A 23056-nucleotide genomic window follows, 5' to 3' on the forward strand; every position below is an offset into this window, starting at 1 on the left:
CTGTGGACGGCAACACCCTTTGGCAAGCGCTGGCGCTGATGCTGGTGATTGAAGGGCTGTTGCCACTCATTTCGCCCTCGGGCTGGCGCCGCATGTTTGAGCAGCTTCTTGCCCTGGGCAATGGGCAGATCCGTTTTTTCGGGCTCTGCAGCATTGTGATCGGCTTGGTCCTGCTGGTATTGCTGGCCTGACGCACTGGCAGCGAAAAGGCCCTTGTCAAGGGCCACTTTGGGCGTGGTATTTAAGCCCGCCTAAGGCCTCTCGCTGGGCGCGGCTGCAAAAGCGGCCCCAAGCCCGGTAAAATCTCGTTTTTAACAGCCCACGAAAATTACAATGCCCGCCTGGTCGTCATCTTGGCAATTGCCCGATCAAATTGCCGATGTCTTGCCCTCCGAGGCGCGTCACATCGAAGAGTTGCGCCGTTTGTTTCTGGATACCGCCCGCAGCTATGGCTATGAACTGGTCATGCCGCCGCTGCTGGAGCATCTGGAGTCGCTGCTGACTGGCACCGGCGAGGCGCTTGATTTGCAAACCTTCAAGCTGGTGGATCAGCTCTCTGGCCGCACCCTTGGCTTGCGCGCCGACACCACGCCACAAGTGGCCCGAATCGATGCCCATTTGCTGAACCGCAATGGCGTGGCGCGTCTTTGCTACTGTGGTCCGGTGGTGCATACCCGCGCCGACCGTCCGCTTGCTACCCGCGAGCCGCTGCAGTTTGGCGCCGAAATTTACGGCCATGCCGGGCTGGAAGCCGATCTCGAAGCACAACTGCTGGCGCTGCAGGGTCTGCGGGCGGCGGGTGTGAGCGACTTGGCGGTCGACATGGCCGACATCCGCATTGTCAATAGCCTGCTGACCGGGGTGGCCGTCAGCGGGCCCACGCTGGTGCGCATTCATGCCGCGCTGGCGGCAAAGGATGCGAGCGAGCTCGACAGCCTGATGGCCAGCTTGGGTCAAGGTATTTCCGCCGCCGCGCGCGAGGGACTGAAAGCCTTGCTGCAACTCTACGGTGACGAAAAAGTCCTGGATGAGGCCGAAAAAGCCTTGCCGCCCATGCCTGGCGTGCAGAACGCGCTACAAAATTTGAAGTGGCTGGCGGCCCATACGGCGCAGGGCGGTGAGGTCAAGGTCAGTTTCGATCTAGCTGATCTGCGCGGTTACGCTTACTACAGCGGCACCCGTTTCGCTATTTACGGGCAAGGCGCCGAGCTGGCGCGCGGTGGCCGTTATGACGAGGTTGGCGCGGTCTTTGGACGCAACCGTCCGGCCGCCGGCTTCAGCCTGGATTTGAAGGAGCTGGTCAGCGTGCTGCCGCCGCGCCCACTCAAGGCCGCCATTCGCGCGCCTTGGGGCGAAGACGCGGGCCTGCGCGTGGCCATTGCCGGCCTGCGTGCTGGCGGCGAAACCGTGGCTTGCGTGATGCCAGGCCATGAACATGAAGTCAATGAATTTGACTGCGACCGCGAACTGGCCTGGACGGCCGGACAATGGACGGTCCAGCCCTTGAATAAAGCCGCGTGACAAGCGGTACGAAAAGCCAGATCACGGGTCAAACACCGGCCGGCTTTATCCCATCGAACCTTAACGAGAAATTGAAGATGTCAAACAAACAAAGCGCAGCCACGGGCCGCAATGTCGTCGTCGTGGGCACCCAGTGGGGCGACGAAGGCAAGGGCAAGTTGGTCGACTGGCTGACTGAAATGTCGCAGGGCGTGGTGCGCTTCCAGGGCGGCCATAACGCCGGCCATACGCTGGTCATCAACGGCGTCAAGACCGCGCTGCACCTGATTCCCAGCGGCATCATGCGCGCCGGCGTCAAGTGCTACATCGGCAACGGCGTGGTGCTGTCGGCGGCCAAGCTGTTTGAGGAAATCGAAGGCCTGGAAAAGGCCGGCGTCGAAGTGCGTTCGCGCCTGCGCGTTAGCGAAGCCTGCCCGCTGATCCTGCCCTTCCATGCGGCGATTGACATTGCACGTGAGGCTTTCCGCGAAAAAGGCGGCATCGCCAAGATCGGCACCACCGGCCGCGGTATCGGCCCGGCTTACGAAGACAAGATCGCCCGCCGCGCGCTGCGGGTGCAAGACCTGAAATACCCCGAGCGTTTCGCCACCAAGCTGCGCGAGCTGCTGGATCTGCACAACTTTGTGCTGACCGGCTACCTGAATGCGCCGGCAATCGACTTCGACACCGTTTACAACGAGGCCATGAAACACGCCGAGCTGCTCAAGCCCATGATGGCTGACGTCTCGCGCGAGCTCAACGATGCCCACGCTGAAGGCGCCAACCTGCTGTTTGAAGGCGCGCAGGGTACCTTGCTGGACGTGGACCACGGCACCTACCCCTATGTCACCTCCAGCAACTGCGTGGCCGGCAATGCCGCCGCCGGCGCCGGCGTCGGTCCGGGCATGCTGCACTACATCCTGGGCATCACCAAGGCTTACTGCACACGTGTAGGCGGTGGACCATTCCCGACCGAACTCGACTGGGAAAAAGAAGGTACGCCGGGTTATCACATGAGCACCGTGGGTGCTGAAAAAGGCGTGACCACAGGTCGCAGCCGTCGCTGCGGCTGGTTTGACGCGGCCCTGCTCAAGCGCTCGGCCCAGGTCAACGGCCTGTCCGGCCTGTGCATCACCAAACTCGACGTGCTCGATGGCCTGGAGGAGTTGAAGCTGTGCACCGGCTACGAACTGGACGGCCATATCACCGACATCCTGCCCATGGGCGCGGACGACATCGAGCGCTGCCAGCCGATTTACGAAACCATGCCTGGCTGGAGCCAGAGCACGGTGGGTGTGACGCAATACGACAAGCTGCCAGCTGCAGCCCAGTATTACCTGAAGCGGATTGAAGAAATCACCGGTGTGCCGGTGCACATGATTTCCACCAGCCCGGATCGGGACCACACCATCTTGCTGCGTAACCCTTACGCCGCCTGAGGTCAAAAATTTAGTCAAACAGGCCGTCAGCCCAATGAATACGGGCGCGGCTAGCTATTGAATAAGGAGTAATTTTATGTTGACCGAAGACGGCAAGCATCTCTACGTCAGCGATGACGAATACCACAATCTGATTGAAAAACTGGCGATCAAGATTCACCAGTCAGGTTGGGAGTTCGACACCATCTTGTGCCTGGCACGCGGCGGCATGCGCCCGGGTGACATTCTTTCGCGCATTTTTGACAAGCCGCTGGCCATCATGTCGACCAGCTCTTACCGCGCTGAAGCCGGGACTTTGCAGGGCAAGCTGGACATCGCGCGCTACATCACCACGCCCAAGGGCGAGATTGCCGGCAAGGTCTTGCTGGTGGACGATCTGGCCGATTCCGGCGTGACCCTGAATGCGGTGATTCACCAGTTGCGCAACAACTACCAGCCGATCTCCGAGCTGCGCAGCGCCGTCATCTGGACCAAGGGTGCGTCCAGCTTCCAGCCCGATTACTCGGTGGAATTGCTGCCCACGAATCCCTGGATACATCAGCCCTTTGAGAGCTACGACACGCTCACGCCAGTGCAGCTGATGGACAAGTGGAAGTTTTAAGACAGCGCTGAACGACAGCGCCAGCGCCTGGTTGCTCATGCCGTTAACATGGCGGCATGAGCGATTTATCTACCCAGCTGATTCACCATCCCTACACCCCGCCCGAGGGCTTTGAAGCCACCGCACCAGGGGTTCACAAAGCCTCCACAGTCATCTTTCCCAACGTTGCGGCCATGCATGACCGCGACTGGAAGCGCCGGGAAGCCTATACCTACGGTCTGCACGGCACGCCCACCACCTTCACGCTGGAAGCGCGCATTGCCACCCTGGAAGGCGGCCAGCACTGCCTGCTGGCGCCCAGCGGCCTGTCGGCAGTGTCGCTGGTCGACATGGCCTTCCTGAAAACCGGCGATGAGCTGCTGATTCCCGACAACGCCTATGGCCCCGGCAAAACCTTTGCCGAAGGGGAGCTGGCGGACTGGGGCATCAGCCTGCAGTTTTACGACGCCATGAAGCCCTCGGATCTGGCCGCCAAACTCAACCGCAAGACGCGTTTGGTCTGGCTGGAAGCGCCAGGCTCGGTGACGCTGGAGTTTCCCGACATTCCCGCGCTGGTGGCCGTCGTCAAGGCCCACAACGCGAACGCGGCGCAAGCCCATCCGCTGCGCGTAGTCACGGCACTGGACAACACCTGGGGCGCCGGCCTGGCCTTTAACGCCTTCGAGCTGGGTGCCGACGTTGCCGTGCAGGCCCTCACCAAATACCCCAGTGGCGGCGGCGACGTGCTGATGGGCTCGGTAGTGACACGCGATGTGACGCTGCACGACACGATTCAGCTGTGCCACATGCGACTGGGCCTGAGTGTCAGCGGCAACGATAGCGAGCTGGTGCTGCGCGGCCTGGGCAGCATGGCGCTGCGTTATGCCGCCCAGGATGCCGCGGCACGCGCGCTGGCCACCTGGCTGCAGTCCCAGCCGCAAATTGCCGCGGTACTGCACCCGGCCTTGCCCGACTCGCCCGGCCATGCCGCCTGGAAACGGGATTGCAAGGGCGCGGCCTGTCTGTTCAGCGCGGTGTTCAAGCCCGAGCTCACGCAGCAGCAGATCAACCATTTTTGCGACAGCCTTAAGCTCTTCAAGATCGGCTATAGCTGGGCCGGCCCTATGAGCTTGTGCGTGCCCTACAACATCCAGGCGGTGCGTAGTCTGCCCTGGCCCCATCAGGGCGGGCTGGTGCGCTTTGCGGTGGGTTTGGAGGCGGTGGCTGACCTGCAGGCGGACATTGCCCAGGCCCTGGCGGCAATGCATTACAGTTAGGGTTAATTATTCATGAAAGCATGCCGTGGCAACTCCCAATTACTCCTATGAAAAGCGCCAAAAGGAGCTAGCGAAGAAACGAAAAAAAGAAGACAAGCTCAAGCGCAAGGCCGAAGGCAAGCCCGATGACGAGAGCGAAACGTCTGATGCGCCCGATGAGTCTGAAACCGGTCTGCCAGCTTCCGATCCGGCTCCCTGAGACCATAGGACTCTTCAAATAATCGTCAAAAAAGGCCTCTAGCCCTTTAAGTATGATCGCATAACGCTATTTATTTAATAGCGAATTTGCCAAGAAACCGCCATCACTGTCAGCAGTCATGGCGGTTTTTGCATTTCAGGCCTTGGCCAGCAGCGACTGCGCCAGCTCGCTCATGGCGGCCACGCTGTGGTCGCGTGGCGAAAGCTGCTGCGCCGAGTCATATTGTGTGAAGTTGCGATGCATGGATTGCAGGTAGACCGGGTCGTAATGCAGCACCAGCAATTCGCGCACCACGGAAGCCAGCTCGCCGCTGCGCGCCCGCGCCTGCCAGTCCTGCACGGTGGCTTTGCCGCGGGCCTCGGTCAGGGCCGCCAGGCGATCGCAGAAAAACTCGGTGTTCTGAACAAAAAAGTCATAGTCCTCCAGCAGCAGCGCCACGCGCTCGTCTTCGGGCAGTTCCAGATTCAGGCAAGGGCTGGCGCGCATCGCCGTGATCAGACCTTCGGGCACCGCCACATTGCCGACTTTCTTGCTTTCGCTTTCGATATAGACCGGCAGCAAAGGGTCGAAGCCGCGCAGGGCGGCCCAGATGCGGCTGTCAAAGGCCTTCTGGCTGGGCTGGGCCAAGCCGGGAATCATGCCCAGCACCGAACTGCGGTGATGCGCCAGCGCTTCCAGGTCCAGCACTTGCGCGCCGTGCGCGGCCAGGGCCTGCAGCAAACGGGTCTTGCCCGAGCCGGTAGGGCCGCACACCACCCGATACTGGTGGCGCGCCGCCAGTTGCGGTATGTCGGCCACCAGGGCGGCCCTGAAGGCCTTGTAGCCGCCGTCCACCAGCGTCACCTTGAAGCCGATCTGGTCCAGGATCAAGGCCAGCGAGCCGCTGCGCTTGCCGCCGCGCCAGCAGTAGACCAGCGGCTGCCACTCCTTGGGCTTGTCCAGCACCTCGCGCTGGATATGCTCGGCAATGTTTTTGGCGACCAGCGACGCGCCCAGCTTTTTGGCCTCGAAGGCGCTGATCTGCTTGTACTGGGTACCAACGATTTTGCGTTCCTCGTCATGCAGGCTGGGCCAGTTGATGGCACCGGGCAGGTGGTCTTCGGCGTATTCGCCTTCGCTTCTGGCATCGATCACGGCGGAAAAACTGCCGAGTGTGCTGAGCGCTTGCTCAGCGGAGATACGGTCTAGGCTCACGGGATAAGTTTCTTCAGTTCTGGCCACACATTGGCCAGCATGCCGGCCTGTGACTGTTCGTTGGGGTGAATGCGGTCGGCCTGGAAGCGGGATACCGAGTCGTCGACATCGGCAATGCCTTTGAGGAGAAAGGGCACCAGCGCCACTTTTTCGGCCTTGGCGATTTTGGGAAAGAGGCCGGCAAAGCCATTGCCATAGGCCGCGCCATAGTTGGGCGGCACCTGCATGCCAACCAGCAGCACCTTGGCGCCGGCTTTCTTGGCGGCCTGGGTCATGGCCGTCAGGTTTTTCTCGGTCATGTCCAGCGGCAGGCCGCGCAGCGCGTCGTTGCCGCCCAGCTCTATCACCACCGTGGCCGGCTGATGCTGCGCCAACAGGGCCGGCAGGCGCGAGCGCCCACCCGAGGTGGTGTCGCCGCTGATGCTGGCGTTGATGACGGTGGCGGTCTTCTTTTCGCTGAGCAGCTTTTTCTCCAGCAGGGGCACCCAGCCGGTGCCGCGCTTGAGGCCGTATTCGGCGCTCAGCGAGTCGCCCACCACCAAGATGGTGTTGGGCGGTTTGGCGGCACTGGCGCTGTTCTGGGCCTGTGCCGGGACTCCGGCGCCCAGCCAGAGCGCGAACAGCAGCGCGCCCAAGGGCCAAATCCTGTGCATTGGCACGGACTTTCGCCGCGCCAGGCCAAGCTTGCTACAGTCAGCAAAAGCCGATAAGGCGAATTTCAAGTTTTCTGATAAGGCTGACATGTTTGAACCCGCAGTTTCCGTCCGTGGCGACGTTTCCTCAACGCCGCCCAAGCCGTCCAACTCTCCAATTATTTCCGTTGAGCATGTTTTCAAGTCGGTGAGCGATTCCACCGGCACCTTGACCATTTTGCGCGATATTGACTTTGCCCTGAATGCGCGCGAAACCGCCGCCATTGTCGGCGCTTCCGGTTCCGGCAAAAGCACGCTGCTGTCCATCATCGCCGGGCTGGACACGCCAACCCAGGGCACGGTGCGGCTGGCCGGCCAAGATATGTTCGCCATCAGCGAAGACGACCGCGCCGCCCTGCGAGCGCAGAAGGTGGGTTTCGTCTTTCAGAGCTTTCAGTTGATGGGCAATCTGACGGCACTGGAAAACGTCATGCTGCCGCTGGAACTGGCCAACAAGCGAAATGCCCGTGCGCTGGCCAGCGACATGCTCAAGCGAGTCGGTCTAGGCGAGCGCCTGGGCCATTATCCCAAGGTGCTGTCGGGCGGCGAGCAGCAGCGCGTGGCGCTGGCGCGCGCCTTTGTGGTCGAGCCGGCCATGCTGCTGGCCGACGAACCCACCGGCAGCCTAGACTTCGCCACCGGCGAAACCGTGATGCAGCTGATGTTTGAGCTCAACCAGGAGCTGGGCACAACGCTGGTGCTGGTGACGCACGATGCGGCGATTGCCGCACGCTGCGAACGGCGCATCACCATAGAGGCAGGGCGGCTTGTGCCTGACGCCGTACGGTGATGATTCAATAAATTTAGATCACATTTCATGGGGCCATGTCGCTATAAAATGCATAGCAAAATAATCCGCCAGCGAGACGACTTACGCATGCATGACTAGCCCCTTTTCATGTCACTCACGCATGCTCCACCACCTCGCGCGGCTTACGTTCAAGGGATGATTTTGCGTCGATTTTCGAATGTTTTGCCACTGCTGGCCGTGCTTTGCTCGGTGACGGCTTTGGGCATTGGCACCTCTTTTGCCAAACAACTTTTCCCTCTGGTGGGCTCACTCGGCACCACTGCGCTACGCGTAGGGTTTTCCGCTTTGCTGTTGCTGGCGCTGTGGCGTCCCTGGCGCTGGCCGCTTTCGCGTGCCGATGCGATCTCCATCGTGCGCTACGGTGCCACGCTGGGCCTTATGAATTTGCTGTTTTACATGTCGCTGCGCACCATCCCGTTTGGCGTGGCGGTGGCCATCGAGTTTTCGGGTCCGCTGGCCGTGGCTATGTTTTCTTCACGCAAGCCGGTTGATTTTGTCTGGCTGATATTGGCCGTCCTGGGTCTGGGATTGCTGTTGCCACTAGGTCATGGTGTGGTCAGCCTCGACCCTGAAGGGGTGATGTACGCCATGGCTGCGGCCGTATGCTGGGGCGCCTACATCGTTTTTGGCAAGCGCGTGGGTCACTTGCACGCCGGGCATTCGGTGGCGCTGGGCTTAACGGTCGCGGCCATCACCGTGGTGCCGTTTGGCATCTGGCATGCAGGCAGTGCCTTGCTGGACCCGCATATTCTGCTGTTCGGGCTTGGCGTTGCCGCCATCTCAAGCGCGATTCCGATTTCGCTGGAGATGATGGCCTTGAAGCGGTTGCCGCAGCAAGCCTTCGGCATCATGACCAGCATGGAGCCTGCGGTCGCGGCCTTGCTGGGTTTGTTCCTGCTCGACGAACACCTCACAGGTTTGCAGTGGCTGGCGCTTGGCTGCATCATGATGGCCGCCGTCGGCAGTTCTGTGACAGCGCGCAGCGTGGCTCCGAAAAGCGCGGCATCAGACGTCGTGATGTAGCGTGCCGTTCACGGCCATGCGGAAGGTTCTGGGCCGGTTGTAGCCCCCGTCAGTGTAGGCCGAATCTCGCCTTGTGGGTCAGCAGCGATAATCCCTGCATGTCTTCTTCTCCCAAAGTTCTTTTTGGCTTCCATGCCGTGGGCGTGCGCCTGAAAACCGCACCCAAGTCGGTGTTGGAAGTGTTTTTTGATGCCTCACGCCGCGACGCCCGCATGCGCCAGTTCACCGACCGGGCCCGCGAAGCCGGTGTCAGGCTGATCGAGTCTGATGGCCTGCGCCTGGCTAAGATGTGCGGCAGCCACGGCCACCAGGGCGTGGTGGCGCGCGTGGACGCAGTGGCCCAGGTCACCTCGCTTGACGAGCTGCTTGAAAACCTGGAAGCCTCGGGCGTGGCCCAGCCGCTGCTCTTGGTGCTGGACGGCGTGACCGATCCGCACAACCTGGGCGCCTGCCTGCGCGTGGCCGACGGCGCCGGCGCCCATGCCGTGATTGCGCCCAAGGATCACGCGGCCGGCATCAGCGCCATCGTGGCCAAGGTCGCCAGCGGCGCTGCCGAGACCATGCCTTACTTCATGGTGACCAATCTGGCCCGCACCTTGAACGAGCTGAAAGAGCGCAACATCTGGTGCATAGGCACCAGTGATGACGCCGAAAAGACGATTTACGACGTGGACTTGAAAGGCCCGGTGGCCCTGGTGCTGGGCGCAGAGGGCGATGGCATGCGTCAGCTCACGCGCAAGACCTGCGACGAGCTGGTCAGCATTCCCATGCTGGGCGCGGTGGAAAGCCTGAACGTCTCTGTGGCCAGCGGCGTCTGCCTGTACGAGGCCTTGCGCCAGCGCCGCTAGGCGCATTCTTGACGCGGGTGGTGCCGGCAGCACTGGCCTGGCATCAGCCCTGCGTCGCCATGACTCCCTGTGTTTCTCTGTGGATACCTGAGCTTGCCGGTTTGAATGCCGCCTGGCCGGGCGCTGGCCTGCGCGGCTGAAGGATTGAAGATGCTTACTGTCAATGTCGGCCCATTTCCGGTGTCGGTGGGCCAGCTCACACTGCTGGCGGCGCTCTTGTGCGCGCTGGCGGTGGGTCATCTGTTGGGCCGGCGCCAGGGCGCGGGCGGCATAGGTTCCACCTTGTCTGACATGCTGCTCATAGGCGCTCTGGTGGCACGCCTGACTTTCGTGGCTCTCTGGTTTGAGGTCTATCGCAGCGATCCATGGGGCGTGCTGGACATTCGCGATGGCGGCTTTAGCGCCTGGGCCGGCGTGCTGGCCGCCGCTCTGGTCGCCCTCTGGCAGGGTCGGCGCCGGCCCGCCTTGCGCAAGCCCTTGCTGCTGGGCTTGCTGGCCGGCGCTCTGGTATGGGGCAGCACGAATGCTGCGCTGCGCCTGAATCAGCCGGAGCAGGCGATGTTGCCCCAGGTGGCCTTAACCGCCTTGTCGGGTCAAAGCGTCGATCTGGCCGGCCTGGCACAGGGCCGGCCGCTGGTACTGAATTTGTGGGCCAGCTGGTGTCCGCCATGCCGCCGCGAAATGCCGGTGCTGGCCGCTGCGCAGCAACAAACGCCGGGCGTGCGCTTTGTCTTTGCCAACCAGGGGGAAGAAGCCGGGCCGGCATTGCGCTATCTGGCCACCAGTCAGCTGGTGCTGGCCAATGTGGTGCTCGATCCGGCTGGTGCGCTGGGGAAAAGCATAGGTTCGAGGGCCTTGCCGACCACCTTGTTTTACGATGCCTCGGGCCGGTTGGTGGACACCCATCTGGGTGAGCTGTCGGCGGCATCGCTGGCCAGCAAGCTGCAACAGCTGGGGGCTAGATAAAGCCCATCCAGCCCAGCAAGGCGCCAGCGCCCAGCAGCCAGAGCAGGTGAATCTTTGTGCGCCAGACGATGAGGGCGGTGACCGCCGTCAGCAAGCAGACAGGCCAGTCTTTCAGCGAACTGCCGTTGGCCGCGGCCAGAATCCAGCCGGTGGAGATCAAGAGCGCCACAACGATGGGCGCCATGCCCTGCTTGAAGGCACGCACCGCCCGCAGGCCGCGGTTGCGGTGACCCCATTGGGAGGTGGCGTAAGTCACTAGCGTGCTGGGCAGCAAAATGCCCAGCATGGTCACGGCAACACCAAGTAGGCCGCTTAACATGCCGCCCGCATTCAGTCCGATATTCCAGCCGAGCAGGGCGACAAACAGCACATTGGGGCCGGGCGCGGCCTGGGCGATGGCAATCGAGGCATTGAACTGCGCTTCGGTCAGCCAGTGCTGCTGCTCGACCAGAAAGCGGTGCATGTCGGGCGCTGTGGTGATGGCCCCGCCTATCGACAGCAGCGACAGCGTCAGGTAATGCGTGAACAGCTCAAACCACTGCTGTAGGCCAAAAGCCAGTTGCAGCGGCTCGTTCATGGTGCGAGCTTTCGGAAGGCCAGCACGCAAGCCAGGCTGCCCAGGCCGAAGAGCACGTAAAACAGCGGCCAGCGCAGCAGCGCGATGGCCACAAAACACAGCGCGCCAAAGGCCACGCAAAGACGCAAACCCAGCGCGTTTTTCAGCAAGGCGCCAAACAGCTTCAGGCCAGTCGCCGCAATCAGCCCGGCGGCGACGGCGCTCATGCCGCGCAGCGCGCCGGCCACGCCGGGGTGGCCGGCGAACTCGGCATACACCAGCGCCAGCAGCAGTACCAGCATCAGCGGCACGGTCAGCATGCCAGCCAGTGCCGCCAGCGCGCCCTTCAGGCCAAAGTAGCGCGAGCCTACCATCATGGAGAGATTGATCACATTGGGGCCGGGCATGATTTGCGCCACGGCCCAGTCGTCAATGAATTCCTCGCGCGTCATCCAGCGTTTCTTTTCCACCAGTTCGCGCTGCACCACCGCCAGCACGCCACCGAAGCCCTGCAGGGCCAACAGGGTGAATGAAATAAACAGATCGCTGAGCGACTGGGGTTGTGGATGGTCTGGCGTGGGCAGGGAATTCATGCGGCAATTATCTCGTTTGGGCTGACGGGCAAAAGCTTGAACAAGAGAAATTCCTGCCAGAAGTTTGCTATACAAATAGTAGCTGCTGCCGCCCAACCAGTATGCACAAACGGCCTAAATTGCTTAAATATCATGAAACGGGGCGGCAACGGCTCAGACCGACATGCCGCCCGACACCTCGATCACCGCGCCGTTCACATAGCTGGCCTCGTCGCTCGCCAAAAAGGCGTAGACATTGGCGATTTCTTCCGGCTGGCCCAGGCGCTTGAGCGGCACGCGGGCCTCCATTTCCTTCATGACCTGGTCGGGGACGGTGCTCAGTATGGGCGTGGCAATAAAGCCGGGCGCCACGGCATTGACGCGCACGCCCTTGGGGCCGAGCTCGCGGCTCCAGGTCTTGGTGAAGCCGATCACGCCGAATTTGCTGGCGGCGTAATTGGTCTGGCCGAAATTGCCGTAAATGCCGACCACCGAGCTGGCATTGAGAATCACGCCCTGGCCTTGCGCCACCATGATGTCGCTCACCGCCTGCGCGCAATGAAAGACGCCGCGCAGGTTGACGTCGATGACGCGGTCGAATTGCTCCAGCGTCATCTTTTGCAGCCGCGCATCCTGCGTGATGCCGGCGTTGTTGACCAGCACGTCGATGCGGCCAAAGCGCTCCTTGACCTTGTCCACCACGGCATCGACCATGGCGCGCTGCGTCACGTCCATCAGGTAGCCGACGGCCTGGGCGCCCAGCGCCTGGCACTGCTCGACCGCCGCATTGACCGCGTCCGGCTTCACATCGCAAACGATGACGATGGCGCCTTCCTGGGCGAATTTGCGCGCGGTGGCCAGGCCTATGCCTTGCGCGGCGCCGGTGATCAGGCTGACCTTGTTCTGAAGTCTTGGCATGGGAAGTAAATGTCCTTGGGTTTAAGAGGGCGCACATCAGCAGACGGGCGGGTAGCCTGGAGCCATCCCGGAGAAGGGCCACGGTCATGCTTGGATGGAAAAAGCTGCTGCAGTATATGCATTTTGCAAAGCAGCTGCTTTGTGTAAATGGCCCGGGGCCGCGACTGCTTGTAAAGGCTTGCGTGCAGCGCCTGGGTGTTAAATGCTATTAATTTAATAGCTTCATACGCTGACCACTAAAGGGTTACAACCCTTTTCTACTTAAAAAGCAGAAAGCGGGCCATGGGCCCGCTTGTTTGTCTGCTTCAGCGCAAGATGCCGCTGTCAGCCGGCATGGCCGGCTTGATCTTTACGCCAGCTTGATGCTGCTTGGGCTGGCCGTCAGGTAGCCGACGGCGGCGCCGAAGCGGTCCTTGTAATTGGCGCGCACCAGTGGGTCCAGCGTGGCCTGCACTTTGCTGTGCAGGGCGTTCCAGTCGCCGGCATGCTGGAAGTTGCTCATGATGTAGGTCCAGCCATTGAGGTCGTCCGCCACATGCAGGCCTGTGGCTTCGCCGCCCGCCGGCATGGACATCAGGCGCGACAGCTGGCGGGTATCGACGTTGTAGGCCCAGAGGAAGTTGTTGACATGCGAGCCGCTGTCTTCACCGATGAAGAGCGTGCGCATTTTTTCCGAGAACTTCAGATTGTCGGGATTGGCCACCTTGTTCGGGTTGGCCTTGTTGCCCAGCGCGTCGGGGGCGATGTCCTCGCCGATCAGCAGGGCCTTGGTGTGCACCGGCATCCATTCGCTGTTGATGGCGCTGCCGCCCAGGTCTTTTTGCCCGCCCGCCAGTTTGTGGGCCATCACGCCACCGGCGACCAGGGGTTTGTCCAGGGCGATGCCGCTGGCCGCATTCCAGCCCTTGCCGGTCTTGACCATGGAGTCCTGGATGTTCTGCAGCGCCGAGTAGGCGATCTTGTCCTTGATGTTGACGGTCGTGCCTTCCATTTTGGAAAAGCCCATGCTGCCGCCCATCAGGTAGGCGTAGCGATGGGTTTCCAGGAAGGCTGCGGCCTTTTCCATGCCGGGCTTGACCTTGATCCAGTTGGCCGCGCCGTTGTAGAAGATTTTGGTGAAGCTGGCGTCATTGGGGTCGGTCTTGCTGACCGTCATGATGTCCGAGGGCTTGAGCGTGTCGGCCATTTTTTCGATCTCCGCGCTCTTGGCGTGACCGAGCTTGATCCAGCTGATGGAAGCGCCTGCCGCTGCCGGGTCTACCGAGAAGCCGCTGCCCAGCTTGGCCACGTACAGCGTGCCGGCGGACAGGTCTTTTTCCTTGTCGGCCACAAACACAAAGAGGCCGCTGTTGGTGGCGTCGTCGCCCATCAGCACGGTGCGGTTGTCCGGCATGACCTGCACCAGCTCGTGCGAGATGCGGCCCATATTGAAGTGCTTGGTGATGCTGCCGCTGCCGTCAGGGTTGACGGTGACTTCCGGCATGTGGCCATAGTGATAAGGGTTGGCAACGCCGGCGGCGCCGAACAGGTTCTTGCTATAGGCCTGGAACATCTTGTCCTCGGCCGCAAAGTGGGCGTCGGGCTCGTATTCTTCGCTGGAGAGGTGGGTATTCCATGGCGACAGGCTGGAGCCGCAGGTGATCCACAGGCCATTGACGGAAGAGGTGTCCACGTTGTGGTACGACACCAGGCTGAGCTTGCCGGTGGCCTTGTCCTGGTCAAGCGTCAGCACGGCGATGGGCGAGGGCAGCATGCCGTAGGCATCTTTGCCGGCGTTATCGCGCGTGGCGTATTCAAACTGCACCACGGCAAACACCGCATTGCCCTTGACACCCTTGACGCTGGTCTTGGGCAGCTTGAGCAGCGACGTGCCATCCGGGCTGTCCGAGAAGAAGTGCCGCGCCTTGGCCGGCACGGAGTTGTCCATGATGGGCTGGTTCAGGATGTTGTAGTAGCCGCCGGCCAGGGTCTGGCCGCCTTTGCCGTTGGGCACCATGTCACCGGTGACGAAGAAGGTTTCGTAGGCCAGCTGGTAGTCGCGCGTGCCCTGGTCCTTGAGTTGGACCTTGAGGCTGGAGGCCACGGTGGTGGTGGCCATGGCGGCGGCATTGGCCAGCGAAGGCGCGGCCATGGAGGTGAAGCTGGACGACAGATAGTTGCCCGCAGCCGCCGTGCCCGAGCTGGTGGCACAGGCCGACAGCAGCGAGCCGGATGCCAGCGCGCCCAGCGGCAGCATGGGAGCAGAGGCCAGGAACTTCAGGGCGCTGCGGCGTGTGGGGAGAGTGGGTGTGCTCATTATTCTGGGAGTCCTTGTTGAATGCGGTGATCGTGTGCAAACAGGCTGAGCGGCGCTGCGGCTGGGCGTGCCAGTGATGTGCCTGCCGGCCTGTGCTGCTGGATGTTAGAAAACCAATGTGACGGTTTCATGAAAGTCACCCGGGCCAAACCAGGCGCTGCTACCCGTCAGTGGAGGCCTTGAATAGTCGGGACGCCATCACCACCTGAGTCGCTTCATGTACAAAATCACTTTTGTACGGACTATTTCAGGACTGCTTTGCATGACCACCTCAATCAAGATCGACTTTGTTTCCGATGTTTCCTGCCCCTGGTGTGCGATAGGCCTTAAATCGCTGGAGCAAGCGCTGGAGCGCGTGGCCGGGGACATCAGCGCCGAGCTGCATTTCCAGCCCTTTGAGCTCAACCCCCAGATGGCGCCCGAAGGCCAGGAGATCACCGAGCACATCACCGAAAAATACGGCATCACGGCAGAGCAGGCCCAGGCCAACCGCGAAAATATTCGCGCCCGTGGCGAGCAAGTGGGCTTCAAGTTCAGCATGGCCGATGAGCCAGGCGGCGGGCGCAGCCGCATTTACAACACCTTTGACGCCCATCGTTTGCTGCACTGGGCCGAGCTTGAAGGGGGCGAGCGACAAAAAGCGCTGAAAGAGGCTTTGTTCAAGGCCTATTTCACCGATGGCCAGAGCCCGGCTTCGCACGAGGTGCTGTTGCGCGTGGCCGGTGAGGTTGGCCTGGACGTGGAGCGTGCCCGCGAAGTGCTGGCCTCCAACGCCTATGCCGACGAAGTGCGCGAACGTGAGCAGTTCTACCAGTCGCAGGGCATTCGCTCGGTGCCGGCCGTCATCATCAATGACAAGCATCTGATTTCCGGCGGCCAGCCTGCCGAGGTGTTTGAGCAGGCCTTGCGCCAGATCGCCGCGGCCGCCTAGGAGTACTTTGCTTTCAGGGTTATTGACGGCCTGGGCATGAGCCGCTCCACAGCGGGCGCAGCACTCGAGTATTCGCTTGGCTCAAATTGTTTCGCGTGGGGCGCATTCGTCACTGCCTTGGGCTGCGGCACATGAGGCGGTATCTTGGGCACCTGGGAATCGGGGCACCCACTTAACAAGACCATAGCCAAGACCATGGGCAAGATTGGTTTCATAGGACATCACTCCTGTGGCCACTCATCGGTGTGTACATATTGGCTGGGCAGCCATGGCGCTTGAGCTGATGGCGTCCACCCGTCATTGCTTCTGCAAAACAATTCTCAACAATATAACGAGGGCAGGGCGTTGCTGTCTGCCGGCCAGTAGACCTTGCGCCTGTCAGTGAATGCCGAGCCGTGGCGGTTATCGGTGTTGTCCTACAGCCGTCGGCCAGAGCTGGCGCCGAAAATCATTCAAAAACCAACAGGAGCTGACCATGCCGACTCGTCGCCAAGTAACCCGTATTTCCCTTGCCGCCATCGCGCTGGCAGCTGTGGCCGCCATGACGGGCTGCGGCATGATGAAACCGCAATCCAATCTGGTGGCCTTCACCACGCAGCTGCGCGCTGCCAATGAGGTTCCGCCCAATGCCAGCATGGGCTCAGGCTCGGTAGATGCCGTGCTTAACAAGGACACCAATCTGCTGCGCTGGAAGGTCAATTTCACCGGGCTGAGCGGCCCCGCCACGGCAGCCCACTTCCATGGCCCCGCCGCCATAGGCAGCAATGCCGGCGTGGTCCTGCCCTGGGCTGGCCCTATTAAAAGCCCTATGGAAGGCAGCGCCACGCTGACACCGGCACAAGCCGCTGACCTGATTGCCGGGCGCTGGTACGCCAATATTCATACGGCGGCCAATCCCGGTGGTGAGGTGCGCGGCCAGATGACGGCGCGCTATTGATGGCGCATGGCGCTTGATCGGTTTCCAGACGGCAAGCGCCGCGATATGGCTGGTAAATCCTAGGGAAACCACTTAGTCTTAAGTGGTTGTGGGCGCAACCAAGTGCTCGTATAGTTGCGTTCGCAACAATATGATTCTCTTGAATGCAGGTACATCCCCATGAACCCATCCTCTAAGCCTTGGCCCAACAAGGTGCCCGTCCTGATCGCCGGCGGCGGCCCCGTCGGCATGACGCTGGCGGCCTTGCTGGCGCGCTACGGCATTGCCAGCCTGGTGATCGAAGCCGACGAAGGCTATTGCGCCGGCAGCCGCGCCATCTGCATGTCGCGCCGCTCGCAGGAAATCCTCGGCTGGGTGGGCGCCGACCAAGCGCTGGTCGACAAAGGCCTGTCCTGGGTCGGTGGGCGTAGCTATTTTCGCGATCGCGAAGTGCTGCATTTCCAGATGCCCAGCGAACCAACCCAGCGCTACGCGCCCATGGTCAACATCCAGCAGTACTACGCCGAGGAGTACGCCCACAAGGCGGCGCTGGCGCAGGGCGAGCTGGTCGATGTGCGCTGGTCCAGCAAGGTGACGGCTGTGCGTCCTCGGGCCGACGGCGCCGAGGTGGAGATTCAGGCCGAAGACGGCATGCACACCGTGCAGGCCGACTGGGTCGTCGCCTGTGACGGCGGCCGCAGCACCGTGCGCGAGCAACTCGGCCTGCAGCTGGAAGGCACGCAATACGAAGGCAAGTACGTGATCGTGGACGTGGTGCAGAAAACCCAGCGCGAGGTGGAGCGCCTGGCCTGGTTTGACCCGCCGTCCAACCCCGGCTCGACCATATTGATGCATCGCCAGCCCGATGATGTCTGGCGTATCGACTACCAGATTCGTGATGACGAAGACCCGGTGGAGGCGGTGAAACCCGAAAACGTGCTGCCGCGCGTGCAAAGTCACCTCTCCATGATTGGCGAAAACGAGCCTTGGGAGCCGCTGTGGATTTCCATCTACAACGCCAAGTGCCTGACCTTGCCCAGCTACCGTCACGGCCGCGTGCTGTTTGCCGGTGATGCTGGCCATCTGGTGCCGATTTTTGGCGTGCGCGGACTCAACTCAGGCCTGGACGACGCCGGCAACCTGGCCTGGAAGCTGGCGCTGGTGCATCAGGGTTTGGCGGCCGATTCGCTGCTGGACAGCTATTCCAGCGAACGCGTGCAGGCCACGCGCGAAAACATCGCCTACGGCGCCAAGAGCACCGAATTCATGGCGCCGCCCGACTACGGCTTCAGGCTGCTGCGCGAGGCTGCGCTGCGCCTGACCACCGAAAACCCGGCCGTCAGCTCGTTGATCAACCCGCGTCAATCCACACCGGTGGAGTATCTGAACTCGCCGCTAAACCTGGAAGCGCAAGAGCAAGCCTTCCAGGCCGGTGCCTGCGCCGGCATGCCTGCGCCCGAGGCCAGGCTGCGCGCCTCAGGAGCGCATTCCCATCTGACGTCCCACTTTGGCGCCGGATTTGTGCTGCTTTATTTCGCCGATCAGCCTGGCTTGCCAGCGGCGCTGCAGGCCCTGGCCAGGCCAGATCTGGCCGGCCCCGCCGCGCTCAAGGTGATCGTCATCGCCCGCCAGGGTGAGCCCGATGTGACGACGCTGGTGGATGAACTCGGCCAGGCCCATGAGCGCTATGACGCGCAAAAGGGCACCATGTACCTGATACGACCCGACGGCTATGTGATGGGACGCTGGCGTGAGGGCAGCGCAGCGGCGGTGCAGGCCGCGCTCAAACCACTGACTGCCGCAGCCCTTTGATGCCCCTGGAGATCACCATGACCGAACACCAACTCGACCAAAGCTACACCGCGCTGGCGCAAGCCACGGCCCGCGTCGGCGAAGCCAAGGCGCCCTTGTTTCTGGCGACGCTGTCGCTGGCGCTGATAACCCGACAGGCCGATGCCGCCGAGGCTTTGGCCTTGATTTCCCAGGCCGAACGGCTGGCCCTGACCTGATTTGACCTGTTTCAAGTTCGCTGTTTTGACACTTAAAACCATCACCGGAGACTCCATGAAAGCCCTTCCCACCACCATCCGCCGCTCCCTGGCACTGCTGGCTTTCGCCGCCACCGCGGCCTCGGCCCAAAACTACCCGGTCAAGCCGATTGAATGGGTCGTGCCTTACCCCGCCGGCGGTGGCTCCGACGTGGTGGCGCGTTCGCTGACCGAAACCATGGGTCAGGCCCTGGGCCAGCCCATCATCATCAACAACAAACCGGGGGCCGCCACCAACATCGGTGCCGACTATGTGGCCCACGCCAAAGCCGACGGCTACACGCTTCTGACGGGCGACACCGCCACGCTGGCGGCCAACCCGGCGCTGTACGCCAAGTTGAATTACAGCGCCGAAAAAGACTTCGCGCCCATCGGTCTGCTGGCCCGTTTCCCCATGATTCTGGTGGTCAACCCGGCCATTCCGGTGAAGAACCTGGCCGAATTCATGGCCTGGGCCAAGACCCAGAAGAGTGGCGTCAGCTATGCCACGCCGGGCGCGGGCAGCCCGCACCACCTGGCCACCGAGCTGTTTCGCGGCACAACCGGCCTGAACCTGGTCCATGTGCCTTACCGGGGCGCCGCACCTGCGGTGCAGGATGTGGCCGGCGGCCAGTTGCCCTTCATGTTTGTCGATACGGCCAGCGGCATGGGCTTCATCAATGCCGGACGCCTGCGTGCCATCGGCATTGCCAGCCCGCAGCGCGTGAAAAATTTTGAAACCATTCCCACGCTGAACGAGCAAGGCCTCAAAGGCTTCGAGGCCTATGCCTGGCAAGGCCTGGTAGCGCCCACCGGCACGCCGGCCGATGTCATTGCCAAGCTGAACAAGACGCTGGTGGACGCGCTCAACTCCACCGCCGTGAAGGCGCGCTTCCAGGTACTGGGTCTGGAGCCCATCCCCAGCACGCCGGCACAGATGGCCGCCTATTCCAAGGCCGAGCGTGAAAAGTGGGCCCAGGTGATTCGCGCCAGCGGCATCAAGCTGGACTGAGCATGTTCGAGCTTGACCGGACCCTGACCTATCGCCTGCACCTGCTGCACAAGCTGAGCGACATTGAAAGTCAGCGCGCCTTTGTGGCTGGAGCCGGGCTGTCCATGAGCGTTGCCCGCTGCCTGACCGCGGTGGGCTCTTTTGCGCCGCTGTCGGTCAATGACCTGGCGCAAAAGGCCAACCTGGACAAGGGCCAGGCCAGCCGGGCCGCCCAGTCGCTGGTGGATCAGGGCCTGGTGCGCAAGGCCGCCAGTCCGACTGACGGCCGCGGCGTGGTGCTTACGCTCACGGCCGCAGGCGACACGGCATGGCGCCGCGCCATGCAGGTGGTGGAGCGGCGCAACCACGAAATTTTTGGCGTGCTGAGCAACGCCGAGCGGGAGCAGCTCAGCCACTTGTTTGACCGCGTGATTGCACAGTGCAAAGCGGGCGGCGATGGTGCTGCCGCTCAAGACGAATGAATTTCACCCCGGGAGTAATTTGATGAGTACAGCCAGTTTGCGTTACCAGTCTGGTTTTGGTAACGAATTTGTCAGCGAAGCCATTGCCGGCGCCTTGCCCGAGGGGCGCAACAGTCCGCAGCGCGCCCCCCATGACCTGTATACCGAGCTGCTGTCGGGCACCGCCTTCACCGCGCCGCGCGCCGAGAACCGCCGCACCTGGCTGTACCGGCGCCAGCCCTCGGTGGTGACGAATGGCTACCAGCCCTATGCGCAAGCCCTGTGGACCACGGGTGCCGCCGGCGGCGTCGTGGTGCCGCCAGATCCCTTGCGCTGGAGTCCGTTCCAGATGCCCGCCGAGGCGCTGGATTTTGTCGACGGCATGCGAACGGTGGCTGCCAACGGTGACGCCCACGCACAGACCGGCATCGCCGCTCATGTTTACCTGGCCAATCGTTCCATGACGCAGCGCGCCTTTGTCAATGCGGATGGCGAAATGCTGCTGGTGCCGCAACAGGGCCGACTGCTGCTGACCACCGAACTGGGCATCTTGGAGGTCGCTCCGGGCGAGATCGCCGTGATTCCGCGCGGCATGGCTTTTAGCGTGGCCTTGCCCGATGGCCCGTCGCGCGGCTATGTTTGCGAGAACTATGGCGCCGCCTTCCGCCTGCCCGAGTTGGGCCCGATTGGCTCCAACGGCCTGGCCAATGCGCGCGATTTTCTGGCCCCCACGGCGGCCTTTGAGGCGGCGGCGGGCGACTATGAAATCGTCAAGAAATTTGGCGGCCATTTCTGGACCACGACCCAGGCCAATACGCCTTTTAACGTGGTCGCCTGGCATGGCAACCTGGTGCCTTACAAGTACAACACCGCGCATTTCATGACGATAGGCTCGATCAGCTACGACCATCCGGACCCGTCTATCTTCACGGTGCTGACCTCGCCCTCGAACACCCCCGGCACGGCCAACTGCGACTTCGTGATCTTCCCGCCGCGCTGGATGGTGGCCGAAAACACCTTCCGTCCGCCCTGGTACCACCGCAACCTCATGAGCGAGTTCATGGGCCTGGTCTACGGCCAGTATGACGCCAAGCCCGAAGGCTTCAAACCCGGCGGTGCCTCGCTGCACAACTGCATGGTGCCGCACGGCCCCGACACCGAAGCCTTTGAAAAAGCCAGCAGCGCCGAACTGGCACCGCACAAGCTGGACAACACGCTGGCCTTCATGTTTGAAAGCCGCTATACCTTTGTACCGACTGCTTACGCCATGCAGGGCGGGGCGCTGGATGCGGCCTATGCCAATTGCTGGCAAGGCCTGAAAGACAACTTCAAAGGAAACCCATGATGAGCCCGACCGCTACAACTCTCGATTTCACCCACGACGCCTCAGCCAAGGCCTGGCTTGCGTCAGCCAACGCGCCCGACAGCGATTTCCCTCTCCAGAACCTGCCGCTGGGCGTGTTTCGCCGCGCCGGCAGCCAGGAGGCGTTTCGTCCCGGCGTGGCGATAGGCGACCAGATCGTGGATCTGCTGGCGGCACGCGCCGCCGGCGCCTTGCCCGCCGATGTCGCCGCCACGCTGGATGGCTGCGAGCGCGGCGAGCTCAACGCCTTCATGGCCCAGGGGCGCAGCGCCCGTGTGGCCTTGCGCCAGGCCTTGTTCCTGGGCCTGAGCGAGGGCAGCAGCCAGCAGGCCAGCCTGCAAGCCTGCCTGGTAGCCCAGGCCCAAGCCGAATACGCCGTGCCTTGCCGCATCGGCGACTACACCGACTTCTACACCGGCATCCACCATGCCACCAGCGTCGGCAAGCTGTTCCGCCCCGACCAGCCCCTGATGCCCAATTACAAGTGGGTGCCCATCGGCTACCACGGCCGGGCGTCTTCCATAGGCGTGAGCGGCCAGACCTTTCCCCGCCCGCTGGGCCAGACCAAAGGCCCTAACGAGGAAGTGCCTCAGCTGCGCCCCAGTCACCGGCTGGACTACGAGCTGGAGCTGGGCGTCTTTGTGGGCCGCGGCAATGCGCTTGGCGAGCCCATCGCCATAGACCGCGCCGAAGACCACGCCTTTGGCCTGGTGCTGCTCAACGACTGGTCGGCGCGCGATGTGCAGGCCTGGGAATACCAGCCGCTGGGCCCGTTTCTGGCCAAAAACTTCGCCAGCACGATCTCGCCCTGGATTGTCACCATGGAAGCACTAGCGCCATTTCGTGCGTCTTTTGAACGCCCAGAGACCGATCCGCAGCCGCTGCCTTACCTGGATTCAGCCAGCAACCGCCAGCAGGGCGGGCTGGATGTGGAGCTGGAAGTGCTGATCGAGACGCAGGCCATGCGCGATGCCGGTCTGGCGCCGCAGCGCCTGTCGCAGTCCAGCTACCGCGATGCCTACTGGACGGTCGCGCAAATGCTGACGCACCACACGGTCAACGGCTGCAACCTGCAGCCGGGCGACCTGCTGGGTTCGGGCACCCAGTCCGGCCCCAAGCCCGAGCAAGCTGGCTCGCTGCTGGAGCTCACATCGGGCGGCAAAACTCCGCTGACGCTGGCCAATGGCGAAACCCGCACCTTTTTGCAGGACGGCGACGCCATCATCATTCGCGGCCACTGCGAGCGCAGCGGTTTCAGGCGCATAGGCTTTGGCGACTGCCGGGGCCAGGTGCTGGCAGCGCGCGGCTAAAGCCTTGGCCGGCCTTTGGCGACCAAAGGCCGGCCGCTTTGGGGATATCGGATTGCTATTTAATTAATAGCTTTCTGCGCAAGCTACACCTGGGCTAGCAGGCTGCTGAAATACCTCGGAGCGGAGTCCGCCAATACGCAAGCTCCAACGTTTATCTCAGGTAGCCCATTTTTCCATCACCAGATA

Annotated in this window: 24 protein-coding genes; 18 read left to right on the forward strand and 6 right to left on the reverse strand. The window is 62.3% G+C overall.

Translation table 11 applies throughout. The features are described from left to right. The first annotated feature begins 2 nt into the window (after window positions 1-2). The 6 genes from BM160_RS14950 to BM160_RS22645 all read left to right on the forward strand — a co-directional run bounded on the left by BM160_RS14950 (window position 3) and on the right by BM160_RS22645 (window position 4995). Window positions 3-191 (forward strand): DUF2065 domain-containing protein, encoded by a 189-nt coding sequence (locus tag BM160_RS14950; RefSeq protein WP_092006973.1) that lies wholly within the window; start codon window positions 3-5, stop codon window positions 189-191. Between the two features lie 142 nt (window positions 192-333). Then, complete coding sequence (locus BM160_RS14955) at window positions 334-1521, forward strand: ATP phosphoribosyltransferase regulatory subunit (protein WP_092006974.1); 1188 nt, start codon at window positions 334-336, stop codon at window positions 1519-1521. A 77-nt stretch (window positions 1522-1598) separates the two neighbouring features. Further along, on the forward strand, window positions 1599-2939 hold the full coding sequence (locus BM160_RS14960) for an adenylosuccinate synthase (RefSeq protein WP_092006975.1): 1341 nt from the start codon (window positions 1599-1601) through the stop codon (window positions 2937-2939). A gap of 76 nt (window positions 2940-3015) precedes the next feature. Continuing rightward, the gene (locus BM160_RS14965) at window positions 3016-3540 is read left to right on the forward strand and encodes a phosphoribosyltransferase (RefSeq protein WP_092006976.1); all 525 of its coding nucleotides are present in this window, start codon (window positions 3016-3018) and stop codon (window positions 3538-3540) included. Window positions 3541-3596: 56 nt separating this feature from the next. Then, complete coding sequence (locus BM160_RS14970) at window positions 3597-4796, forward strand: PLP-dependent transferase (protein WP_092006977.1); 1200 nt, start codon at window positions 3597-3599, stop codon at window positions 4794-4796. Between the two features lie 25 nt (window positions 4797-4821). Then, window positions 4822-4995 (forward strand): hypothetical protein, encoded by a 174-nt coding sequence (locus tag BM160_RS22645; protein ID WP_177219035.1) that lies wholly within the window; start codon window positions 4822-4824, stop codon window positions 4993-4995. 135 nt (window positions 4996-5130) lie between these two features. Here BM160_RS22645 and mnmH read toward each other — a convergent pair whose 3' ends face one another. Next, a complete protein-coding gene (gene mnmH, locus BM160_RS14975; RefSeq protein ID WP_092006978.1) occupies window positions 5131-6189 on the reverse strand; it encodes a tRNA 2-selenouridine(34) synthase MnmH in 1059 nt (352 codons plus the stop codon). Next, a complete protein-coding gene (locus BM160_RS14980; protein WP_092007001.1) occupies window positions 6186-6842 on the reverse strand; it encodes an arylesterase in 657 nt (218 codons plus the stop codon). Before BM160_RS14980 ends, mnmH begins: the two co-directional genes overlap by 4 nt. A gap of 88 nt (window positions 6843-6930) precedes the next feature. Here BM160_RS14980 and BM160_RS14985 point away from each other — a divergent pair, with 88 nt between their 5' ends. The 4 genes from BM160_RS14985 to BM160_RS15000 all read left to right on the forward strand — a co-directional run bounded on the left by BM160_RS14985 (window position 6931) and on the right by BM160_RS15000 (window position 10529). Then, window positions 6931-7671, forward strand: a complete 741-nt coding sequence (locus BM160_RS14985) for an ABC transporter ATP-binding protein (protein ID WP_092006979.1) — start codon at window positions 6931-6933, stop codon at window positions 7669-7671. Between the two features lie 156 nt (window positions 7672-7827). Then, window positions 7828-8715 carry an EamA family transporter gene (locus BM160_RS14990; RefSeq protein ID WP_092006980.1) on the forward strand — a complete coding sequence of 296 codons (888 nt, stop codon included), beginning with the start codon at window positions 7828-7830 and terminating at the stop codon, window positions 8713-8715. 98 nt (window positions 8716-8813) lie between these two features. Then, window positions 8814-9563 (forward strand): 23S rRNA (guanosine(2251)-2'-O)-methyltransferase RlmB, encoded by a 750-nt coding sequence (rlmB, locus tag BM160_RS14995; protein ID WP_092006981.1) that lies wholly within the window; start codon window positions 8814-8816, stop codon window positions 9561-9563. Window positions 9564-9713: 150 nt separating this feature from the next. Beyond that, on the forward strand, window positions 9714-10529 hold the full coding sequence (locus BM160_RS15000) for a TlpA family protein disulfide reductase (protein ID WP_092007002.1): 816 nt from the start codon (window positions 9714-9716) through the stop codon (window positions 10527-10529). On the opposite strand, the gene BM160_RS15005 is transcribed toward BM160_RS15000, so the two are convergent. The 4 genes from BM160_RS15005 to BM160_RS15020 all read right to left on the reverse strand — a co-directional run bounded on the left by BM160_RS15005 (window position 10522) and on the right by BM160_RS15020 (window position 14871). Continuing rightward, window positions 10522-11106, reverse strand: a complete 585-nt coding sequence (locus tag BM160_RS15005) for a chromate transporter (protein ID WP_092006982.1) — start codon at window positions 11104-11106, stop codon at window positions 10522-10524. The genes BM160_RS15000 and BM160_RS15005 overlap by 8 nt on opposite strands. Next, entirely contained in the window at window positions 11103-11678 is a 576-nt protein-coding gene (locus BM160_RS15010; RefSeq protein ID WP_092006983.1) for a chromate transporter, read from the reverse strand. The genes BM160_RS15005 and BM160_RS15010 overlap by 4 nt, the downstream gene beginning before the upstream one ends. Window positions 11679-11831: 153 nt before the next feature. Further along, window positions 11832-12575 (reverse strand): 3-oxoacyl-ACP reductase FabG, encoded by a 744-nt coding sequence (fabG, locus tag BM160_RS15015; protein WP_092006984.1) that lies wholly within the window; start codon window positions 12573-12575, stop codon window positions 11832-11834. Between the two features lie 349 nt (window positions 12576-12924). Beyond that, window positions 12925-14871: a PhoX family protein gene (locus BM160_RS15020; RefSeq protein WP_092006985.1), complete on the reverse strand. Its 1947-nt coding sequence runs from the start codon at window positions 14869-14871 to the stop codon at window positions 12925-12927. 262 nt (window positions 14872-15133) lie between these two features. Between BM160_RS15020 and BM160_RS15025 the strand changes: the two genes are divergently transcribed. The 8 genes from BM160_RS15025 to fahA all read left to right on the forward strand — a co-directional run bounded on the left by BM160_RS15025 (window position 15134) and on the right by fahA (window position 22870). Further along, complete coding sequence (locus BM160_RS15025) at window positions 15134-15802, forward strand: DsbA family oxidoreductase (RefSeq protein WP_092006986.1); 669 nt, start codon at window positions 15134-15136, stop codon at window positions 15800-15802. Window positions 15803-16277: 475 nt separating this feature from the next. Beyond that, window positions 16278-16739: a CHRD domain-containing protein gene (locus BM160_RS15035; RefSeq protein ID WP_092006988.1), complete on the forward strand. Its 462-nt coding sequence runs from the start codon at window positions 16278-16280 to the stop codon at window positions 16737-16739. Between the two features lie 159 nt (window positions 16740-16898). Then, window positions 16899-18530, forward strand: coding sequence for an FAD-dependent oxidoreductase (locus BM160_RS15040; RefSeq protein ID WP_092006989.1), 1632 nt, complete (start codon window positions 16899-16901; stop codon window positions 18528-18530). 17 nt (window positions 18531-18547) lie between these two features. Next, the gene (locus BM160_RS15045) at window positions 18548-18727 is read left to right on the forward strand and encodes a hypothetical protein (protein ID WP_092007003.1); all 180 of its coding nucleotides are present in this window, start codon (window positions 18548-18550) and stop codon (window positions 18725-18727) included. A gap of 55 nt (window positions 18728-18782) precedes the next feature. Continuing rightward, entirely contained in the window at window positions 18783-19757 is a 975-nt protein-coding gene (locus BM160_RS15050) for a Bug family tripartite tricarboxylate transporter substrate binding protein (protein WP_092006990.1), read from the forward strand. A gap of 2 nt (window positions 19758-19759) precedes the next feature. Continuing rightward, window positions 19760-20218: a MarR family winged helix-turn-helix transcriptional regulator gene (locus BM160_RS15055; protein ID WP_092006991.1), complete on the forward strand. Its 459-nt coding sequence runs from the start codon at window positions 19760-19762 to the stop codon at window positions 20216-20218. Window positions 20219-20240: 22 nt separating this feature from the next. Continuing rightward, window positions 20241-21542, forward strand: coding sequence for a homogentisate 1,2-dioxygenase (hmgA, locus tag BM160_RS15060; RefSeq protein ID WP_092007004.1), 1302 nt, complete (start codon window positions 20241-20243; stop codon window positions 21540-21542). Continuing rightward, window positions 21542-22870, forward strand: a complete 1329-nt coding sequence (gene fahA, locus BM160_RS15065) for a fumarylacetoacetase (RefSeq protein ID WP_092007005.1) — start codon at window positions 21542-21544, stop codon at window positions 22868-22870. Before hmgA ends, fahA begins: the two co-directional genes overlap by 1 nt. Window positions 22871-23056 lie beyond the last annotated feature (186 nt).

Source organism: Polaromonas sp. OV174 (assembly GCF_900112285.1).
Taxonomy (GTDB): Bacteria; Pseudomonadota; Gammaproteobacteria; order Burkholderiales; family Burkholderiaceae_C; genus Polaromonas.

Coding starts and splice junctions, on each gene's coding strand:
- hmgA (WP_092007004.1), top strand. CDS start 20,241: ATGAGTACAGCCAGTTTGCGTTACCAGTCTGGTTTTGGTAACGAATTT.
- BM160_RS15025 (WP_092006986.1), top strand. CDS start 15,134: ATGACCACCTCAATCAAGATCGACTTTGTTTCCGATGTTTCCTGCCCC.
- BM160_RS14965 (WP_092006976.1), top strand. CDS start 3,016: ATGTTGACCGAAGACGGCAAGCATCTCTACGTCAGCGATGACGAATAC.
- BM160_RS14960 (WP_092006975.1), top strand. CDS start 1,599: ATGTCAAACAAACAAAGCGCAGCCACGGGCCGCAATGTCGTCGTCGTG.
- fahA (WP_092007005.1), top strand. CDS start 21,542: ATGAGCCCGACCGCTACAACTCTCGATTTCACCCACGACGCCTCAGCC.
- fabG (WP_092006984.1), bottom strand. CDS start 12,575: ATGCCAAGACTTCAGAACAAGGTCAGCCTGATCACCGGCGCCGCGCAA.
- BM160_RS15020 (WP_092006985.1), bottom strand. CDS start 14,871: ATGAGCACACCCACTCTCCCCACACGCCGCAGCGCCCTGAAGTTCCTG.
- BM160_RS15040 (WP_092006989.1), top strand. CDS start 16,899: ATGAACCCATCCTCTAAGCCTTGGCCCAACAAGGTGCCCGTCCTGATC.
- BM160_RS15005 (WP_092006982.1), bottom strand. CDS start 11,106: ATGAACGAGCCGCTGCAACTGGCTTTTGGCCTACAGCAGTGGTTTGAG.
- BM160_RS14955 (WP_092006974.1), top strand. CDS start 334: ATGCCCGCCTGGTCGTCATCTTGGCAATTGCCCGATCAAATTGCCGAT.
- BM160_RS15000 (WP_092007002.1), top strand. CDS start 9,714: ATGCTTACTGTCAATGTCGGCCCATTTCCGGTGTCGGTGGGCCAGCTC.
- BM160_RS15055 (WP_092006991.1), top strand. CDS start 19,760: ATGTTCGAGCTTGACCGGACCCTGACCTATCGCCTGCACCTGCTGCAC.
- BM160_RS14985 (WP_092006979.1), top strand. CDS start 6,931: ATGTTTGAACCCGCAGTTTCCGTCCGTGGCGACGTTTCCTCAACGCCG.
- rlmB (WP_092006981.1), top strand. CDS start 8,814: ATGTCTTCTTCTCCCAAAGTTCTTTTTGGCTTCCATGCCGTGGGCGTG.
- BM160_RS14990 (WP_092006980.1), top strand. CDS start 7,828: ATGATTTTGCGTCGATTTTCGAATGTTTTGCCACTGCTGGCCGTGCTT.
- BM160_RS14970 (WP_092006977.1), top strand. CDS start 3,597: ATGAGCGATTTATCTACCCAGCTGATTCACCATCCCTACACCCCGCCC.
- BM160_RS14980 (WP_092007001.1), bottom strand. CDS start 6,842: ATGCACAGGATTTGGCCCTTGGGCGCGCTGCTGTTCGCGCTCTGGCTG.
- BM160_RS15010 (WP_092006983.1), bottom strand. CDS start 11,678: ATGAATTCCCTGCCCACGCCAGACCATCCACAACCCCAGTCGCTCAGC.
- BM160_RS15035 (WP_092006988.1), top strand. CDS start 16,278: ATGCCGACTCGTCGCCAAGTAACCCGTATTTCCCTTGCCGCCATCGCG.
- BM160_RS15045 (WP_092007003.1), top strand. CDS start 18,548: ATGACCGAACACCAACTCGACCAAAGCTACACCGCGCTGGCGCAAGCC.
- BM160_RS15050 (WP_092006990.1), top strand. CDS start 18,783: ATGAAAGCCCTTCCCACCACCATCCGCCGCTCCCTGGCACTGCTGGCT.